Genomic DNA, 17,511 nt, shown 5'->3' with positions numbered 1-17,511 from the left:
CGGGCGGCGGACGGGGGGCGGACGGTCGCGGTCTATACCGGACTGGACCGTTGATCACCAGAACTTAGGCAGGCGGCCGGGGCGGGCTGAAGAGAGGCGGGCCAAGGTTGTGCACAGCACAACGGTCGGGCGTCTATGCGCCACGCCGGGTCGCGCCGGCGCAACGTCCGGCGACGGCCGGCTCCGGCCCGGCGTTGGCCCGAGCGGGGACGGGGCGGCATACTTGCCGCAGCCGCCCGGCGGTACGCACCCGCCGAAGCCGGGCGGTGTGCACGTCGGACGGCGAAGGGCGGGCGGATGCGATGACGGCGGTCGGCGCGGCGTCGGCGATCGGGCGTGCGCACTGGGGAGGTTCGTTCCGGCCCTACCAGAGCGACCTGCTGGAGCGGCTTCGCAGGCGGTGGAGTTCGGGCGCCAGCCGCGCATGGGTGGTACTGCCGCCCGGCGCCGGTAAGACGCTCGTTGGGCTGGAGGCGGCCCGCGAGCTGGGTTCCCGCGTCGTGGTGCTGACGCCCAACACCGCCATCCAGGGCCAGTGGATCTCCCACTGGCGCGCGTTCGAACGGCCGGACGGCGCCGCGGCGGGCGCCTCGCGCGCCCTGGAGGACGCCGTCAACGTCCTCACCTACCAGTCGCTGGCCGTCTTCGACCCCGAGCAGGAGAACGACGAGCACGGAGCCGCGCGCCCGCTGCTCCAGCGCCTGCACCCCAACGGTGCGGCGCTGGTGGAAGCGCTGCACGGCGCCGGGCCGCTGACCGTGGTGCTCGACGAGTGCCACCACCTGCTGCAGGTCTGGGGGCGCCTCCTCGCCGAGGTCCTGGCCGAGCTGGACGACGCCCGCGTCATCGGCCTGACCGGGACGCCGCCCGCGTCGCTCACCCGGACCGAGTCCGACCTCGTCGGCGAACTGTTCGGCGAGGTCCTGCAGGGCGCGTCGATCCCGGCGCTGGTGCGCGGCGGGTACCTGGCGCCGTTCGACGAGCTGGCCTGGCTGACCGAGCCCACCCGGGTGGAGCGCGACTACCTGGCCGACAGCGGACTGCGCTTCAGCGAGCTGTGCACCGATCTGCTCGCGCCGGGGTTCGCCGAGACCGGGTTCCTGGACTGGCTCCGGCTGCGCTTCCACGAGCGCACCGACGCCGATGCGGGCGCGGACGCCGACGCGGGCGGGCGGGTCGCCTGGTCGCGCCTCGCCGGACGCGAGCCCGACCTCACCGACGCCGTGCTGCGGCTGCACCACGCCGGGCTCGCTCCCCTGCCGCCCGAGGCGCGCATGCTGGAGCGCCACCGGCGCCCGCCGCGCGTGGCGGACTGGATGGCGCTGCTGGACGACTACGTGCGCAACTGCCTGCTGCCCGCCGCGGACCGGGACGGCGGCGCCGAGCCGGTCGAGCGCATCCGGGCGGCGCTGCCCGCCGTCGGCCACCGACTCACACGCCGCGGGCTGCGGGCGGGCCGCTCGCCCGTGGACCGCGTCCTGGCGCGCAGTGCGGCCAAGGCGCGCGCGGCCGTCGAGATCACCGCCGCCGAGTCGGCGTCGCTGGGCGAGCGGATGCGCGCCCTCGTGCTGTGCGACCACGAGCGCGCGGGCGCGCGGCCGTCGGCCCGGCTGCGCGGCGTGCTGGCCGAGGAGGCGGGCTCGGCCTGGGAGTGCCTGGAGCTGATGTGCGGCGACGAGCGCACCCGCGGGCTCGGGCCGATGCTGGTCACCGGGCGCACTCTCGCGGCCGCGCCGGCGACCGCCGCGGGCTTCGCGGCCTGGGCGGCCGAGCGGCTTCCCGGCTGCGCTGCGGAGGCGCAGGGCGGTACCGGGGGCGGCGGCGCGAACGCGGGCGGGACGGGCCGCCCGGTGCGCATCGAGGGGTCGTGGACGCCGCGCGCACGGGTGCGGCTGGTCACCGAGTACTTCGAGCAGGGCCGATGCGGTGTCCTGGTCGGCACCCGCGGCATGCTCGGCGAGGGTTGGGACGCCCGACGCGTCAACACGGTCGTGGACCTGACCACGGCCACCACTCCTACAGCGGTCGTGCAGGGTCGGGGGCGCGCCCTGCGCACCGACCCGGACTGGCCCGAGAAGACCGCCCATACCTGGACGGTCGTATGCGTCAGCGCCGATCACCCCAACGGAGACGCCGACTGGGACCGGTTCGTCCGCAAGCACGAGGGCTACCTGGGTGTGGACGCCGAAGGCGAGGTGACCGGCGGCGTCGCCCACGTGGACGCGGCGTTCTCTCCGTACGCGCCGCCCGCGGCCGCGGAGTTCGACGCGGTCAACGCCCGCATGCTCGCCCGGGCCGAGGACCGCGCCGACGCGCGGGAGCGCTGGAGGATCGGCGCCCCCTATGAGGACCTGCTGCTGCCTACCCTGCGGGTGACCGGCGGCGGCTCCCCTCGGCCGCTTCAGGCACCGTCCGCGGTGCCCGCCCCGGCGGGGATCGCCGCCGAAAGGCCGGGGCGCGCAGCGGGGCCCGCCTCGCTCGCAGCGGGGGCCGCGGCGGCGCTGGCGGCATGCGCGCTGCTCCTGGCACTACCGCCCGCGGTCGTGGTGGCGCTGGCCGCGGCCGCGGCCGTCGCCGCCGAACGCTGGACGGCGCGCCGCCTGCGCGTGCGAACCGCGGCCCGGCTGGTGGCCGAGGCGGCCGCGGTCCCCGACGTCGAGCGCTTCGGCCGCGCGGTCGCCGACGCGCTCGCCGGCGCCGGCCACTCACCGGTGGGTTCGGCGGGGATGCGCCTGCACGTCGACTCCGACGGCGCCTACCGGCTGACCCTGGCCGACGGGGGGACCGACGCGGCCGAGCACTTCCGCGACGCCCTGGACGACGTGCTCTCTCCGCTGGTGGGCACCCCGCGCTACATCGTTCCGCGCTACCGGCTGGACGCCCCCGGCGATCCGGGCTCCGAGCGGGCCGCGGCCGCGGCGTGGCTGGATGCCTCCTCGGCGCCGAACCCGGCCGTGTACCACGCCGTCCCCGCTCTGCTGGCCCGCAACAGGACCGGGGCCAGGGCGTTCGCCCGCGCGTGGAACCGGTGGGTCTCGGCGGGCGAGGCCCACTACACCGCCGACTCCCCCGGCGCCGGCCTGCTGCGCGAGCACTACGGAACCGACCCGAGCGGGCTGACCACCGCGAGCCGCCTGACCTGGTGCTGAACCGGAGGGCCGCGGGTCGCGGCGGCGCCCTTCAGCGGACGGCTGCCCGCACGACGTCGCCACCCCACGCCGACAGCCGCCGCCCGAGGTCGGCGTCGCCGCCGAGCACGTGCGTGCTGAAGGCGTCGCGCTCATGCGCCAGCACGGCCTGCTCCCACACGCAGGGGGCCAGCCCTTGCCGTCCGGGCCGCAACCGGTCCGGTTCGCCGGGCGGGCCCACGAATACGGCCAAGTCGGACATGTAGCCTTCGATCCACGTGTGGACGAGGACGTAGTCGCCGTCGCCGCCCGCGTGCACGAGCAGCACCGCGAGCCCCAGGGAGCCGCGGGCGCGGCCCGACGCCAGGTGGCCCGCCGCGAGCGCCTGCGCGGCGTGCTCCTCCCTCTCGGAGACGGCGCGCCCGGGGGCCTCGATCGCATACGCCTTGACCAGATGCCCGGAGAGGTCGCGCGTCCACAGAGGACGCACGGAGCGGGAGTGGTGGCCTTCAGCGAGCGCGCGGAGTTCGTTCGAGGCCACGGACTCCGGAACTCTCTCGGGCGATGCCCGGGCGAAATCGGTCATGGTGCCATTGTGGACGCGGGCGCGAGCGCGTCCGCATCCGGGCGCCCGCCGGAGCACACTTTCCGCCGGTCGGCTAGGTTCGAGCCGTAGTGCGCCTCGACCGCGGGCGCGACGAGTGAATGGAGCGCCGTCATTCTGATCCTCTCCAACACCGAGGCCGGCAGCGTCGACGCCGACCGGCTGCGCGAGGCCGCGGCGGAGCTGGGGACCGAGGCCGAAGTGGTGTTCTGCTCCGGCTCCGGCGACCTGGACAAGGCGCTCGACACCGCCGACGGCCACGACACGCTCGTGGCCGCCGGCGGCGACGGCAGCCTGCACGCGCTCGCCAACGTGCTGCACCGGCGCGGAGAGCTCGGCGAGCGCACTGTGGGGCTGCTGCCGATGGGCACCGGCAACGACTTCGCCCGCACTCTGGGCATGCCGCTGGAGCCCTTCGCCGCGGCCGCGGCCCTTCGCGCCGCCTCCGAGCGCCCGCTCGACCTGATCGTCGACGACGCCGGCGAGATCACCGTGAACGCGGTGCACCTGGGCGTCGGCGCCGAGAGTACGCGCGCCGCGTCGAAGTGGAAGCGGCTGCTGGGACCGGCGAGCTTCCCGGTCGGGGGGGTGATCGCCGGCCTGGGGGCGCGCGGCTATCGGCTGCGGGTCGTGGCCGACGGCGAGGTGCTGATCGACACCGACCACAAGGCGCTGATGGTCGGCCTGGCCAACGGGCGCTACATCGGAGGCGGCACGGGGCGGCTGGCGCCCGACGCGCAGCTGGACGACGGCCTGCTCCACTTGACGGTCTCGCGGTCGCGCGGCTTCACCAAGCGCGCCGTACACGCCGTGCGCCTGCACCGCGGCACCCATCCGCTGGAGGTGGACGTCCACCACCGGCGGGTGCACCAGGTCACCGTCACCGGTGAGCGCTGCGCGGCCAGCGCCGACGGAGAGCTGAAGGAGAACGTCACCGGCCGCACCTGGCGCGTCCTCCCCGCCGCCTGGCGGTTCCTGGTCCCGCCCGCGGTGGAGCGCCCGGCGTAGCGGGCAGGCGCAGCAGGCCTCCGCGGAGGCGGGACCCGGCAGCGCCGGTCGGGCACCGGGCCGCCGGCGCCGCCGGGACTCACGAGCCCGACCGCGCGCCTACGGTTCGAACCGGTGCCGGGCGTTGGAACCCGCCGTCGGGCCGGTTGATCTCGGCCCAGACCTCGTCGAGGGAGAGGCCGAGCACATCGGCGATCGCCGCGATGGTCGGGAAGGCGGGCGTGGCTACGCGACCGGACTCGATCTTGCGGAGGGTCTCCGGTGAGACGCGTGCATCCAGCGCGGTGTCGAGCATCGAGCGCGCTCCCCTGGCTCGACGGAGGAGGGCGCCGAGGCGCTGCCCGCGCTCGACCTCTGCGTCCGTGAGCGGCAACCTGACCATGCCCCGAGTCTAGTACCGGGATAATATGGCCGGGATAGTTATTGGCAGCAGGAGATGGGCGCCGCATGATCGAGATCCTGAACCCCGCCGAACTGGCCCGAGCGAAGGACACAGGCGCCCTGGTCGCCGACATCCTGCAGACGCTGAAGCGGCGCAGCACGGTCGGCACGAACCTCCTGGACATCGACCGATGGACCGAGGCCATGATCGCCGAGGCCGGAGCACTGTCCTGTTACGTCGACTACGAGCCGTCCTTCGGACTCGGGCCGTTCGGCCACTACATCTGCACGGGCGTCAACGACGCCGTACTCCACGGGCGGCCCTACGACTACACGCTCGTCGACGGCGACCTGCTGACACTCGACCTCGCCGTATCCAAGAACGGAGTCGCCGCCGACTCCGCCGTCAGCTTCATCGTGGGAGAAGCGAGGCACCCCGAGAGCGTCGCGATGATCGGCGCGACCGAACGCGCGCTGGCCGCGGGGATCGCGGCCGCCGGGCCCGGGGCGCGCGTCGGCGACGTCTCCCATGCCATAGGCACGGTCCTCGGCGAGGCGGGGTACGAGATCAACACCGAGTTCGGAGGCCACGGCATCGGATCGACGATGCATCAGGACCCGCACGTCTCCAACACCGGAAGGCCGGGCCGCGGGCACAGACTGCGCCCCGGACTCCTGCTGGCGCTGGAGCCGTGGGTCATGGCGGACACGGCTGAACTCGTGACCGACGCCGACGGGTGGACGCTGCGCAGCGCGACGGGCTGCCGCACGGCCCACAGTGAGCACACGATCGCGGTAACCGACGACGGAGCCGAGATCCTGACGTTGCCGAAGCAGCCGCGGACCTGAGGTCGCAGCCGCCCTGGACCGTGGCGCGGGGCCTGCCGCACGCGCGAATCCGCGCCGGATTGGCCTACGATGATCGGAATTCTCCCCCTCGACGCCCGAATGAGGACTTCGATCATGACCGAGGACAGCGACGGCTGGCCGGACGCCCAGTGGCCGCCGCCGAGCATGGACTTCAGCAAGCCGACCATCGCGCGCGCCTACGACGCACTGCTCGGCGGCAAGGACAACTACGCCGCCGACCGGGCGCTGGCCGAGTTCGCCACCGAGAACATCCCGGGACTCCGGGAGTCGGCCTGGGAGAACCGCAAAGTGCTGGTGCGCGGCGTGCGTCACCTGGCGGCCGATGCGGGCGTCGACCAGTTCCTCGACCTCGGCAGCGGCCTGCCAACCGTGCAGAACACCCACCAGGTGGCCCAGGCGCACAACCCGGCGGCCCGGGTGGTCTACGTCGATATCGACCCGCTGGTCACGGTGCACGGGCAGGCGATCCTCGCCGACAACGACAGGACGCGGGTCTTCACCGGCGACGCGCGCGAACCCGCGGAGGTGCTGGGCCACCCCGAGACGCGCCGGCTGCTGGACTTCGACCGCCCGGTCGCGCTGATGCTGGTGGGGATGCTGCACTACCTCTCCCCCGAGGTCGCAGACGAGGTGGTCAGCGCCTATCGCGACGCGCTGGCGCCGGGCAGCTACCTGTTCGTCACCTCGCTGGTGGACACCGGGCTGCCGGCGCAGCAGGAGCTGGCCCGCATCACCCGGGAGAACCTGGAGGAGGGTTGGGCGCGGAGGCCCGAGGACATCGAGTACCACTTCGGCGATTTCGAACTCGTCGAACCGGGCCTCACCTACACCGCCCTGTGGCGCCCCGACGAACTCATCGACGCCAACAACCTCGAGCCCGGTGAGCAGCTGGGGATGGCAGGAATCGCGCTCAAGAAGAAGTGAATCGATAGGGAGGCGGGCCGGCAGACCCGCCTCCGAAGACTTCGTGTCATCGCGCCCGCTCACTCGGTAGGCGCCCGGATATTCAGCCTCAGCGGTGAGCGGCCTCGTATTCGGCGACGACCTCGGCGGGAATGCGCCCGCGGTCGTTTACCGACTTGCCGGCCTGCTTGGCCCAGGACCGGATCTCCGAGGCACGCTGACCGCCGCCCGCGGCTTTCCTGCGCCCCGGCCCCCGGCGGCCGGCCTGCGCGTGCTTGCGCGCCCCCTGCAAATACGGCGCCAGAACCTCGCGGAGCCTTTTCGCGTTGTCGGAACTGAGATCGATCCGGTAGCTCTTCCCGTCGATACCGAACTCGACCGACTCGTCGGCGCTACCGCCGTCCATGTCATCGACGAGCAGAACTTCAACCTTCCGAGACATGCCGTTACCTCGATCTTCTCAACCAGCGCCATTGGATTCGCATCTCCAGTAGCCACTATAGGAAATAACGGCGAAAAATCCAAACACGGGGAGAACTTTACCTTTGTTTCCCCCTCGCTTTTCGGGTATTCCCCCGAGGGCGGCGCGCGGCACCGGCACCGCCCGGGAGAGGGGCGCCGGAGGCGCCCTTCGCGGGGCCCGTTCGAGTGCGGACTTCGTCACACCGCCCGGTCGCGGCCGACGGGCGGACATATCCTGACAGGTCGGCGACGCGGCCGACCGGGGGCGCTGCCGCGGACGGGAGGGGTTCGCAATGGCCGCGCGGCGCGCCCGGCGGCCGCCGGGCGCGCAACGGCGCCTGCGATGCTGATGGACGACCCCCGGCACGGCCGCGCCGGCGCCGGGCACAGAACCGCTGAAGCAAGCGGTGTGATGATGGGAGAGGCATGGCGTTGACGTCCGAGCTGACCGGTGCCCCGCGGCCCCGTGCGGTGTTGTGGGACATGGACGGCACCCTGGTGGATTCCGAGCCGCTGTGGGGTGTCGCCTTGGACGAGGTGGCGGCGGAACTGGGCCGGCCGCTGACACCGCAGGTGCGCGAGGACATCACCGGCACCGACGACCGGACGACCATGCGCCTGCTGGCCCGCCATACCGGCACCGACGCCACCGATGCCGAACTGGAGACCCTGCGCCTGCGCATCGTGGCCCGGGTGGCCGGGCTGCTGGAGGCGCGGGTGCCCGTCTTGGAGGGAGCGCTGGAGGCGGTGCGGGGGCTGCGCGCCGCCGGGGTACCGCTCGCGCTGGTCACCTCGTCGCCGCGGCGGGTCGCCGAGATCTCACTCGCCGCACTCGACGGGGGCGCCTTCGACGCGGTGGTGACCGCCGAGGACGTCGACCGGCGCAAGCCCGATCCCGAGCCCTACCTGCTGGCCGCCCGGATTCTGGGCGTGGAGCCGCACGAGACGTGGGCGGTGGAGGACTCCCCCAGCGGCGCGCTTGCCGCCGAGAAGGCCGGCTGCCGGGTGCTACTGGCACCGGGCGCCTTGGCTGCGGCGCGCACGCCCGGACGGGTCGAGCTGGCCGCTCTGGCGGAGGTCCTGGCGGTGGGGTCCGACGGACCCGCCTGAGCGCCCCGCCCCGCCGCGGGCCGACACCGCGGCGCGGCCGGTACCGGCCGGCGGCCCCGGGAGGAGGTCCCCGGGTCCGGAACGGCCGGCCGGATCCCGCACGCGCCGCCCGGCTGGCTGTCAGCCGAACCCGTCGAGAACCTCCTGGGCCGTCAGGCAGCCGGCGGTGGTCAGGTCCAGGGCTGCCAGGGACGCCCGGTGCACGGCGGGGTCGGCCGCGGTGACGCAATCCGACACCGGGTGGACGGTGAAGCCGAGCTCGGTCCCGTGCCGGGCGGTCTGCTCGACGGTGAGGTCGGTGGCCACGCCGGTCAGCAGCAGGGTGTCGGCGCCGAGCTCGGCCAGCAGCCGGGGCAGGTCGCCGGAGAGCCCGGACAGCCGCTGGTTGTCAACGACGCGATCCCGTGCGCCGGACTCGACCATCTCCTCGATGATCGCGCTCCCGGGAGCATCGGGGCGGAAGCTCTCCTGCGCATCACCGACGGCGGCCATGAATGCGGTGTTGCGGACCAGGGCGCCCTCGTCCTCGGGGACGGTGAACCGGGTGAACACCACCGGCACGCCCCGCGCGCGGGCGGCGGCGTGGAAGCGCGACGCCCGCTCGACCACGCCGCTGGAGCGTACGGGCTCGCTGAGCATTCCGCCGAAGAACCCTTCGGGGCGGATGACGTTGACCTGCCAGTGCAGTGCGAGAACGGCGGTCCGTTCCGCTACCGGTTTCGTTGCCATGGCGCCGATCCTGCCACCCGCCCGCGGGGGACGGACCGCGGCCCCGGCATTGTCGCCTACGCCGCCCGCGCCGCCGCCGTCAGTCGGCGGACGCCGCCGGACCGTCCCGAGGCACGAGGTCGGCGTAGTCGGGGTGGCGCTCGATCCAGCTCTTCACGAAGGGGCACAGCGGCAGCACGCCGAGGCCGCGCCGGCGCACGTCGTCGAGGGCTCCGCGGACGAGCACGCCGCCCACGCCCTGACCCTCGTAGGCCGAATCGACCTCGGTGTGGGTGAACACGACGAGCCCGTCGGCGAGCCGGTACGCGGCGAATCCCGCGACGGCCTCGCCGGTACGGGCCTCGTAGCGCTTGTTCTCGGGCGCGTCGACCACCTGGATATCCACGTTCCTGACTCCTTTGCGTGCCTGGTCCGGTCCGCGGGCACGCGGCGCCCGCTGGACCGGATCCCTGCGGGGCCGCTGCTGCCCGCGCCTCCGCAGCCGGGCGGCCTCCTCGCCGGCGGCCGGGGGCGCGGATGCGCGCCGCAGCGCCGAGTCTGCCATCCGCCCGCCGGCGGCGGGGGCGCCGCGCCCGCCACCGTGCCGCACGGCCCCGTGTCGGGCAGCGAGGAGGCGAAAAGGGAGGCGCCGCCGCAGCGGCGCCTCCCGGCGGTCCCACCCCTCCTATGGGGCCGACGTCCCGCACCGCACCGTCCGAAGACGGTCAGTATGGGACCTACGCTCTTTACTTCCCCGAAAAATAATACATACGCATCAACGCCACCGCAGATCACTCGAAGCGCTCGATCCGGTCCCTGTCGCCATCCGGCCCATAGACCACCGGTGTGCGAGGCCGGCCGCCGAGATGCGCGCCGGTTGCGCAGGCGGGCGACCGGCCCCTCCACGAAACGCCGCCGCCCTCGGCGGAGCGGGCCCGCGCGGGGCGGGGGCGAGGCGGAAGCGGCGGCGCGGGACCGGCCTCAGCGGCGCCAGTCGGGGCGCTGGCTGCCGCGCGATGCTCTGCGGCCGCCTCCCTTGCCCTGCTTCTCGCGGATGCGCATCGTCAGCTTGATCGGACTGCCGTGGAAGCCGAACTCCTCACGCAGGCGCCGCTCGATGAAGCGGCGGTAGTTGTCCTCCAGGAACCCGGTCGTGAACAGCACGAAGTGCGGCGGCCGGGCGTCGGCCTGGGTCGCGAAGAGGATCTTTGGCTGCTTGCCGCCGCGCACGGGCGGCGGGGTGGCCGCCACCAGCTCCTTCAGCCAGCTGTTCAGCCGGCCCGTGGGGATGCGGGTGTCCCACCCGGCCAGGCTGGTCTCCAGCGCGGGCACCAGGCGTTCGGTGTGCCGCCCGGTGCGGGCGGAGATGTTGACGCGCGGCGCCCAGGAGACCCGGGAGAGCTGGCGGTCGATCTCCTTCTCCAGGTAGTAGCGCCGCTCCTCGTCGAGCGTGTCCCACTTGTTGAACGCCAGCACCAGGGCGCGGCCCGCCTCGACGACCTGCTCGACGACGCGGATGTCCTGTTCGGCGAGCGGCTCGCTGACGTCCATCAGCACCACGGCGACCTCGGACCGCTCCAGCGCCGTGGTGGTGCGCACCGTGGCGTAGTAGTCGGCGCCCTGCAGCGCGCGGAAGCGGCGGCGGATCCCTGCGGTGTCGACGAACGTCCACGGCCGCCCGCCCAGCTCCACGACCTCGTCGACGGAGTCGCGGGTGGTGCCCGCCTTCGCGTCGACGACCACGCGGTCCTCGCCCGCGATCCGGTTGAGCAGACTGGACTTGCCCACGTTGGGGCGACCGACCAGTGCGATCCGCCGCGGCGCGTCCTCGGGCTCCTCCTCGCGCTCGGGCGGGCCCTCGGGCAGTGCTCCGGCGACGGCGTCGAGCATGTCACCGGTTCCGCGCCCGTGCAGGGCGCTGACCGGGAAGGGCTCGCCCATGCCGAGGTTCCACAGCGCCAGGGCGTCGGGCTCCTGGAGCTCGCCGTCCACCTTGTTGGCGGCCAGCACGACGGGCTTTCCGGCCCGGCGCAGGGTCCGGGCCACCGCCTCGTCGGCGTCGGTGGCGCCCACGGTGGCGTCGACGACGAACAGGACCGCGTCGGCGGCCCGGGCGGCGTACTCGGCCTGGCGGGCGACCATCTCGGCCAGCCCGGAGACGCCCGTCTCCCAACCGCCGGTGTCGACCAGGGTGAACTCACGCGACTGCCAGTCGGCGTCGTAGGCGACGCGGTCGCGGGTGACGCCGGGGACGTCCTCGACCACCGCTTCGCGGCGCCCGAGGATACGGTTCACCAGCGAGGACTTGCCGACGTTGGGTCGGCCGACCACGGCGACCACCGGTTTGACCTCGACGTCCTCGTCGGGACCGTCCGGCGGGCCGTCGAGGGCGGGGTTGTGCTCACTCATCGCTTCCACTACTCCCGGTTTCGCCGCCCCGCGCGCCCAGGATCGCGTGCCGCGGAGCGGAATGACTGGCCGCGCCCGCACCGGGCACGGCGGAATCGTCGGCGGCAGCCGGACGGCCGCCGCCTGTCGTGCGGGGTTGCTCTGCCGACCGCGTACCCCCGCTGCGTGCACCCGGCCGGGTGCACGCAGCGGGGGCGGCGCAGGTGCCCGCGAACCGCCCGGCCCGGCGCCCGCACCGTGGGGCACGGATCCGCCGATCCGCGGACCCGGGACGCGCGGTCGGTCAGCGAGCGGCGGAGCCTTCGGCCTGCTTCTCGCCGGCCGTCTTCTTGGTGCCGGACCGGTCGGCGGCCCCGGCGGCCGCGACGGCGCGGTCGGTCAGTTCGAGCAGGATCGCCACGACCTCGTCGAGGCCCAGGCCGGTGGTCTCCAGCTCCAGGGCGTCGGCCGTCTGGGTCAGCGGCGAATCCGCGCGGCTGGAGTCGAGCAGGTCGCGCCGTGCGAGGTCGGCCTGGACGGCGGCGAGGTCGCTGCCGCTCAGCTCGCCGCTGCGCCGGTGCGCCCGGGCCTCGGCGCTGGCGGTCAGATAGATCTTGACCTTGGCGTCGGGGGCGACGACGGTGGTGATGTCGCGCCCCTCGACGACGATGCCTCCGGCTCGTTTGCGCGCCAGCGCGATGGTCTCGCGCTGCATCGCGACGAGCCGCTCCCGCACCGCGGGCACGGCGCTGACGGCGCTGACCCCGGCCGTCACCTCCTGCGTGCGGATCTCACGGGCGACGTCCCTTCCGTCCACGTGGACCGTGGGGGCGGCGGGGTCGGTGCCCATGTCGATGTCCGGGCGCCCGACCGCCTCCGCGACGGCTGCCGCGTCGTCGACGTCGACCCCGTGGTGCTGCATCCACCAGGTCATGGCCCGATACATCGCCCCGGTGTCGAGGTACCACAGGTCGCGCGCCGAGGCCACGCCCTTGGCCGTGCTGGACTTGCCCGACCCCGAGGGACCGTCGATGGCCACGACGACTCCCTCGGCGCTGCCCTGCGCGCTCACGTGGTGCTCTCCTCCGGGGTGTACTACATCCATCTCGTCTCAACCGCTCAGCCTACAGGCGCGGCGGCCCGCTCGGCACCGCCGCGCTGACGGCCCCGGGCGGGCGGACCCTCACGCGTGGACCGAGTAGCCGCGCTCGCGGAGCACGCGGGCCAGACGCTCGGCGGCCTCGGGGACCACGGAGAGCTGTGCCACGCCCATCGGGAGGCCGTAGGAGTGGTCCAGGCGCACGTCCTCGATGTTGACACCGGCCGCGCCGGCGGCCAGGAACAGCCGCCCCAGCGAGTCGGGTTCGTCGGGGATGAGCACCGGGACTACGGCGTACTCGGGTGTGCGGCCGCCGCCGTGCTTGCCGGGCACGCGCTCGCGCCCGCGCACGCCGCGCTCCAGCAGGCCGCCGACCGCCTCGGGCGGAGGGGCGGAGGAATCGGCTCCCCGGTCGCCGGCCTCGCGCAGGCCCGCGGCGCACGCGGACAGGTCCGCGGCGACGGCCTCCAGCACGTCGGCGACCGGGCCGCCGTTGTGGCCGAGAATCTCCCACCACAGCCGGGGGTCGCCTGCGGCGATGCGGGTGACGTCGCGCACGCCCTGCCCGGCCAGGGACAGCTCGGCCTCGTCGCCTTCGAGCAGGCGCGCCGCCACGGCGGCCGCCGCGACGTGCGGACCGTGGGAGACCAGCGCGACGGCGCGGTCGTGGGCGGCGGCACCCATCGGCACGGCTTGGGCGCCGCAGAGGCGGATCAGGTCCCGGACCGCCGAGACCGCGACGGGGTCGGCCTTGCCCGTGGGGCACAGCGCCCAGGAGCGCCCGAGGAACAGGTCGGCGCGGGCGGCGCTGGGTCCGCTGCGCTCACCGCCGCCCATCGGGTGGCCGGGGATGAACGTGGCCATGTCGCATCCGGCGCGCTCGGCGGCGGCGACGACGCCGTGCTTGACGCTGGCGGCGTCGGTGTAGACGTGGGCCAGGCCGCGATCCTGGGCGGCGCGCAGCACTTCGGGAACCGCGGAGGGAGGTGCGGCGATGACGGCGATGTCGGCGGGGCGGCCGGAGGCGTCCGCGTCCAGCGCCTCGCCGGCGCCCAGCTCGCACGCGAGGCGCAGGGTGGCGGGATCGGGGTCGCTGAGGGCGACCCGGGTGCCGTGCTCGCGCAGCGCGAGCGCGATCGAGGTGCCGATCAGCCCGGCGCCTACGACGACCGCCCGTTCGATCCTGCCCACGTCGCTCCCCGTCCGTTCGGCCGCGGCCCCTCCGGTGCCGCTGCGCACCTCACCGGCACTCTGCGTATCGCCCCAGGGTAGTCCACCCTGCGGCGGGGGCGCCGCCCCGCGGCGGCTCCCACCGCGCCCCCGCACCGCCGATCGTGTAGCCATGGTAAGGAAAACGATTTCCATTTACGATGGCCACACGATCGGCGGGGGTCGACCGCTGTGGGCGCTGGCGGCGGTGCTCACCCTCGCTACTGGGCGATGTCCAGGCGCAGCGCCTGCGCGCCGCGCAGATAGACGTGCTGGAGGTCGGCGCGCGGCCGCTCGGTTTCGATGTGGGCCATCAGGCGCACGACGCGGGGCAGCGCGCGGGGGACCGCGATCTCCGCAGCGCACATCAGGGGGACCTCGCTGAACCCGAGCTTGCGCGCCGCAAGCGCCGGGAACTCCGACGTCAGGTCGGGGGTCGAGGTGAACAGCACGCTGATCACGTCGTCGGTCGTCAACGCGTTGCGCCGGAGGACCTCCGACACCAGCTCGGCTGTGGCCTCCAGGACGTGGTCGCGCTCATCGGCATCGACCTGCACCGCGCCCCGGATCGCTCGTACTGCCACTTTCGCCCGTCCTTCTTCGTCGCCGTACGGCGGCCCGGCCGCGCCGGCGGGCGAGCCCTCCGGCGCGGCCGGGCCGCACGTGTCGTCCTCGTCAGAGTCCCGCGGTGGTGTACAGCTCGCTGACTTCCTCGGCCGTCAGAGCGCGCATCGTGCCCGCCTTGAGGGTCTTGATGCCGACCGGGCCGACCTGGGTGCGGGCCAGGTCGTAGACGGGGTGGCCTACGGCCTCCATCAGCCGCCGCACGATGTGCTTGCGGCCCTCGTGCAGCCTGACCTCGACCAGCGCCTGCGGCTCGCCGTTTTCCACGACGCGGAAGGAGTCGACCTCGACGGGGCCGTCCTCCAGCTCGACGCCGGCGCGCACCCCGCGGATCACCTCGCGCGGCACCGGGCCCGGCACCTTGGCGACGTAGGTCTTGACCACCTGGTAGCGGGGGTGGGTCAGCCGGTTGGCCAGCTCGCCGTCGTTGGTGAGCAGGATCAGGCCCTCGGTCTCGGTGTCCAGGCGCCCGACGTGGAACAGGCGCTCCTCGGTGCCGCCGGTGTAGTCGGCCAGCGTGGGCCGACCCTCGGGGTCGGCCATCGTGCTGACGACGCCGCGGGGCTTGTGCAGCGCGTAGTAGAGCTTGTCGGGCGAGACGACGACGCGCATGCCGTCGACCCTGATCTCGGAGTTGTCGGGGTCGACGCGCGCGCCGAACCGGCGCACGGTGTGGCCGTCGACGCTGACCCGCCCGGCCACGATCAGCTCCTCGCTGGCCCGCCGGCTGGCGACGCCCGCCTGGGCCAGCGCCTTCTGCAGCCGGATTCCGCCGGGGACGTCGGCGTAGGCGTCGCGGTCGTCGCCGGCGCTCTCCTCGTCGGCGGGGTCGAACTCCGAGCGCAGGGTGTTGAGCCTGGCGCGGGCGGCCGGCGAGAGGTCGCGCTCGGCGGCGCCTCCGCCGCGGGGCACGCCGCTGTCGCGGGAGTCGCGCGGCGCGGGGCGGTCGTTCGCCGAGCGGCCGCCTCCGCGCTCCTCGCGCCGGGTGTAGACGCGCGGGTCGCGCCGCTCGCCGCGGTTGGAGCCGCGGGACTCGCGGGAGTCACGCGAGTCGCGGGAGTCCCGCGCACCGCGCCCGGTCCCGCTCTTCTCGGCGCGCGCGCCGGAGCGCTGGGCGCGCTCGGCCTCGTTGCGCAGCACGGGGTCACGGTGGTTTGCACCGCCGTGCTGCTGACGACCCGGTCGCGCATCGCTCTGGCGCCCGCGGCGCTCGTCGGAGCCGCCGCGGGCAGCGCCGCCGCGGCCCGCGGCCTGGCCCTGCCCGCGCGGGGCGGAACCGCTGTCGCGGCGCCCGCCGTTCTCGGGCTTGCCGGCCTTGTCGGACCTGCTGCGGTTGTCGGGGTTTCGCTGGTCGCCGCCGCGCTCACCGCGCGGGGCCGACCGCCCGCGCTCCGCGCGGCGGTCGTCGGAGTCCCGCACACCGCGGGACCGGGAGTTCTTACGTGGCGTGTTCACCGGTGTCGTCAAAACCTTCGATGTCGTCAGGCAGGAAAGGGGCGAGGTCGGGAAGCTCGTCCAGGTCGCGCAGTCCGAGCCGCTCCAGGAAGTACCCGGTGGTGCGGTAGAGGTGCGCGCCCGACTCCGGGTCCTGCCCGGCCTCCTCGATGAGTCCCCTCAGTACGAGGGTACGCATAACACCGTCACAGTTCACACCGCGAACAGCGGAGACCCGGCCGCGCGAGACGGGCTGGCGGTAGGCCACTACGGCGACGGTCTCCAAGGCGGCCTGCGTGAGTTTGACCTCCTGGCCCTCCTTGAGGAAGTGCTCGACGACGTCGGCGCATTCCGGGCGGGTGTAGAAGCGCCATCCGTCGGCGACCCGGCGCAGGTCGAACCCGCGCCCCTGCTCGGTGTACTCGTCGGAGAGCCCGGTGAGGACCGCGGCGACCTCCTCGACCGAGCGGTCGAACGCCCGGGCGAGGTCGTACACGGGCACCGGCTGGTCCACGACCATGAGCACCGCTTCCAGGTCGCGCCGCAGCGCTGCGTCGCGCCCCTGCCCGCCGGGCGCCGCCTCCTCGCGCTCCCCCGGGCCGCCTTCGCCGGCCGGCCCGGTCCGCGCGGCCGAGGCGCGCTGCGCCGCCGACCGCGCGTTCGCGCCGGTCCCGGCCTCCTCGGCCGCGGGTGCGGTCCGGTCCTGCTCTGCCGCGCTCACGCTTCCTCCTCGCTGTCCTGTGCGGCCTGGTCGAACTCGTCGGAGACGTCGACCTCGCCCGCGAAGCTGCCGGTCCAGCTCACCGTCAGCTCGGCGAGCGGTTCGGGCTGGTCGAAGCCGACGCTGGCCGCGCGGTACAGCTCCAGCAGCGCCAGGAACCGCGCGACGACCTCGAAGGTACCCGTGCAGTCCGCGATCAGCTCGGCGAAGGTGAGCGTGCCGTGGTCCCGCAGCGCCTGCACCACGATCTCGGCCTGCTCGCGCACCGACGTGCGCGTCTGGTGGATGTGGGTGACCGGGACGCTCGGCGGCTCCTTGGGCGTGAAGACGCGCGCCGCCAGCATGGCGAACTCCTGCGGACCGAGCTTGATGAAGACGTCGGGGCGCGCGTCGGCGAAGCGGTCCTCCAGCGGGACCGCGCGCGAGAAGCGGCGCCCCTGCGCCGCGAGCCGCTCGGCCAGGAGGGCGGCGACCTCCTTGTATGCGCGGTACTGCAGCAGCCGCGCGAACAGCAGGTCGCGGGCCTCCAGCAGCGCGAGGTCGGCCTCGTCCTCGATCTCCCCCCGCGGCAGCAGCCGCGCCGCCTTCAGATCCAGCAGCGTGGCCGCCACCAGCAGGAAGTGGCTGGCCTGGTCCAGGTCCCAGGAGTCGCCGTGGGCCCGGATGTAGGCCATGAACTCGTCGGTGACCTTCGACAGGGACACCTCGGTGATGTCGAGCTTGTGCTTGGAGATCAGCCCCAGCAGCAGGTCGAAGGGTCCCTCGAAGTTGTCCAGGTGGACCTGGAACCCGCCGTCTGCGGCCTCCTCCTCAGTCGCCATGCGGCGGGTGCGTGTCAGGTCGGCTCATCGTCCCAGATTGC

At 74.1% G+C, this 17,511-nt stretch carries 17 protein-coding genes; 5 read left to right on the top strand and 12 right to left on the bottom strand.

Annotated features, from left to right (window positions below; translation table 11 throughout):
- Positions 1-302: 302 nt before the first annotated feature.
- Positions 303-3,149, top strand: coding sequence for a DEAD/DEAH box helicase family protein (locus tag RM446_RS15145; RefSeq protein ID WP_311545935.1), 2,847 nt, complete (start codon positions 303-305; stop codon positions 3,147-3,149).
- Positions 3,150-3,180: 31 nt separating this feature from the next.
- Here the strand turns inward: RM446_RS15145 and RM446_RS15140 are convergent, their stop codons facing one another.
- On the bottom strand, positions 3,181-3,714 hold the full coding sequence (locus RM446_RS15140) for a hypothetical protein (protein WP_311545934.1): 534 nt from the start codon (positions 3,712-3,714) through the stop codon (positions 3,181-3,183).
- Between the two features lie 132 nt (positions 3,715-3,846).
- Between RM446_RS15140 and RM446_RS15135 the strand changes: the two genes are divergently transcribed.
- A complete protein-coding gene (locus RM446_RS15135; protein WP_311545986.1) occupies positions 3,847-4,740 on the top strand; it encodes a diacylglycerol/lipid kinase family protein in 894 nt (297 codons plus the stop codon).
- Positions 4,741-4,819: 79 nt separating this feature from the next.
- Here RM446_RS15135 and RM446_RS15130 read toward each other — a convergent pair whose 3' ends face one another.
- Positions 4,820-5,122, bottom strand: coding sequence for a helix-turn-helix domain-containing protein (locus tag RM446_RS15130; RefSeq protein ID WP_311545933.1), 303 nt, complete (start codon positions 5,120-5,122; stop codon positions 4,820-4,822).
- Between the two features lie 65 nt (positions 5,123-5,187).
- Here RM446_RS15130 and map point away from each other — a divergent pair, with 65 nt between their 5' ends.
- Positions 5,188-5,970 carry a type I methionyl aminopeptidase gene (gene map, locus RM446_RS15125; protein WP_311545932.1) on the top strand — a complete coding sequence of 261 codons (783 nt, stop codon included), beginning with the start codon at positions 5,188-5,190 and terminating at the stop codon, positions 5,968-5,970.
- Between the two features lie 114 nt (positions 5,971-6,084).
- On the top strand, positions 6,085-6,915 hold the full coding sequence (locus RM446_RS15120; protein ID WP_311545931.1) for an SAM-dependent methyltransferase: 831 nt from the start codon (positions 6,085-6,087) through the stop codon (positions 6,913-6,915).
- Positions 6,916-7,003: 88 nt separating this feature from the next.
- Here RM446_RS15120 and RM446_RS15115 read toward each other — a convergent pair whose 3' ends face one another.
- Positions 7,004-7,336 (bottom strand): histone-like nucleoid-structuring protein Lsr2, encoded by a 333-nt coding sequence (locus tag RM446_RS15115; protein ID WP_311545930.1) that lies wholly within the window; start codon positions 7,334-7,336, stop codon positions 7,004-7,006.
- A 446-nt stretch (positions 7,337-7,782) separates the two neighbouring features.
- Here RM446_RS15115 and RM446_RS15110 point away from each other — a divergent pair, with 446 nt between their 5' ends.
- Entirely contained in the window at positions 7,783-8,466 is a 684-nt protein-coding gene (locus RM446_RS15110) for an HAD family hydrolase (RefSeq protein WP_311545929.1), read from the top strand.
- 120 nt (positions 8,467-8,586) lie between these two features.
- Here the strand turns inward: RM446_RS15110 and RM446_RS15105 are convergent, their stop codons facing one another.
- The 9 genes from RM446_RS15105 to RM446_RS15065 form a co-directional block, all read right to left on the bottom strand.
- Positions 8,587-9,195: a cysteine hydrolase gene (locus RM446_RS15105; protein WP_311545928.1), complete on the bottom strand. Its 609-nt coding sequence runs from the start codon at positions 9,193-9,195 to the stop codon at positions 8,587-8,589.
- Positions 9,196-9,274: 79 nt separating this feature from the next.
- Positions 9,275-9,580 carry a GNAT family N-acetyltransferase gene (locus tag RM446_RS15100; RefSeq protein ID WP_311545927.1) on the bottom strand — a complete coding sequence of 102 codons (306 nt, stop codon included), beginning with the start codon at positions 9,578-9,580 and terminating at the stop codon, positions 9,275-9,277.
- A gap of 575 nt (positions 9,581-10,155) precedes the next feature.
- A complete protein-coding gene (gene der / locus RM446_RS15095) occupies positions 10,156-11,583 on the bottom strand; it encodes a ribosome biogenesis GTPase Der (protein ID WP_311545926.1) in 1,428 nt (475 codons plus the stop codon).
- 283 nt (positions 11,584-11,866) lie between these two features.
- Positions 11,867-12,634 (bottom strand): (d)CMP kinase, encoded by a 768-nt coding sequence (gene cmk, locus RM446_RS15090; RefSeq protein ID WP_311545925.1) that lies wholly within the window; start codon positions 12,632-12,634, stop codon positions 11,867-11,869.
- Positions 12,635-12,745: 111 nt separating this feature from the next.
- Positions 12,746-13,852: a prephenate dehydrogenase gene (locus RM446_RS15085; RefSeq protein WP_311545924.1), complete on the bottom strand. Its 1,107-nt coding sequence runs from the start codon at positions 13,850-13,852 to the stop codon at positions 12,746-12,748.
- A 239-nt stretch (positions 13,853-14,091) separates the two neighbouring features.
- Complete coding sequence (gene aroH / locus RM446_RS15080; protein ID WP_311545923.1) at positions 14,092-14,454, bottom strand: chorismate mutase; 363 nt, start codon at positions 14,452-14,454, stop codon at positions 14,092-14,094.
- A gap of 91 nt (positions 14,455-14,545) precedes the next feature.
- Complete coding sequence (locus RM446_RS15075; RefSeq protein ID WP_311545921.1) at positions 14,546-15,949, bottom strand: pseudouridine synthase; 1,404 nt, start codon at positions 15,947-15,949, stop codon at positions 14,546-14,548.
- On the bottom strand, positions 15,933-16,475 hold the full coding sequence (gene scpB, locus RM446_RS15070) for an SMC-Scp complex subunit ScpB (RefSeq protein ID WP_311545985.1): 543 nt from the start codon (positions 16,473-16,475) through the stop codon (positions 15,933-15,935). The genes RM446_RS15075 and scpB overlap by 17 nt, the downstream gene beginning before the upstream one ends.
- Before the next feature lie 170 nt (positions 16,476-16,645).
- Positions 16,646-17,470 carry a segregation and condensation protein A gene (locus tag RM446_RS15065; protein WP_311545920.1) on the bottom strand — a complete coding sequence of 275 codons (825 nt, stop codon included), beginning with the start codon at positions 17,468-17,470 and terminating at the stop codon, positions 16,646-16,648.
- Positions 17,471-17,511 lie beyond the last annotated feature (41 nt).

Source organism: Streptomonospora wellingtoniae (assembly GCF_031845375.1).
GTDB classification, from domain to species: domain Bacteria; phylum Actinomycetota; class Actinomycetes; order Streptosporangiales; family Streptosporangiaceae; genus Streptomonospora; species Streptomonospora wellingtoniae.
Note: the sequence above shows the minus strand (reverse complement) of the source record. Positions and strands in the feature narration are given on the sequence as shown.

Coding starts and splice junctions, on each gene's coding strand:
- RM446_RS15140 (WP_311545934.1), bottom strand. CDS start 3,714: ATGACCGATTTCGCCCGGGCATCGCCCGAGAGAGTTCCGGAGTCCGTG.
- map (WP_311545932.1), top strand. CDS start 5,188: ATGATCGAGATCCTGAACCCCGCCGAACTGGCCCGAGCGAAGGACACA.
- RM446_RS15110 (WP_311545929.1), top strand. CDS start 7,783: ATGGCGTTGACGTCCGAGCTGACCGGTGCCCCGCGGCCCCGTGCGGTG.
- RM446_RS15065 (WP_311545920.1), bottom strand. CDS start 17,470: ATGGCGACTGAGGAGGAGGCCGCAGACGGCGGGTTCCAGGTCCACCTG.
- der (WP_311545926.1), bottom strand. CDS start 11,583: ATGAGTGAGCACAACCCCGCCCTCGACGGCCCGCCGGACGGTCCCGAC.
- RM446_RS15115 (WP_311545930.1), bottom strand. CDS start 7,336: ATGTCTCGGAAGGTTGAAGTTCTGCTCGTCGATGACATGGACGGCGGT.
- RM446_RS15105 (WP_311545928.1), bottom strand. CDS start 9,195: ATGGCAACGAAACCGGTAGCGGAACGGACCGCCGTTCTCGCACTGCAC.
- RM446_RS15145 (WP_311545935.1), top strand. CDS start 303: ATGACGGCGGTCGGCGCGGCGTCGGCGATCGGGCGTGCGCACTGGGGA.
- RM446_RS15130 (WP_311545933.1), bottom strand. CDS start 5,122: ATGGTCAGGTTGCCGCTCACGGACGCAGAGGTCGAGCGCGGGCAGCGC.
- RM446_RS15120 (WP_311545931.1), top strand. CDS start 6,085: ATGACCGAGGACAGCGACGGCTGGCCGGACGCCCAGTGGCCGCCGCCG.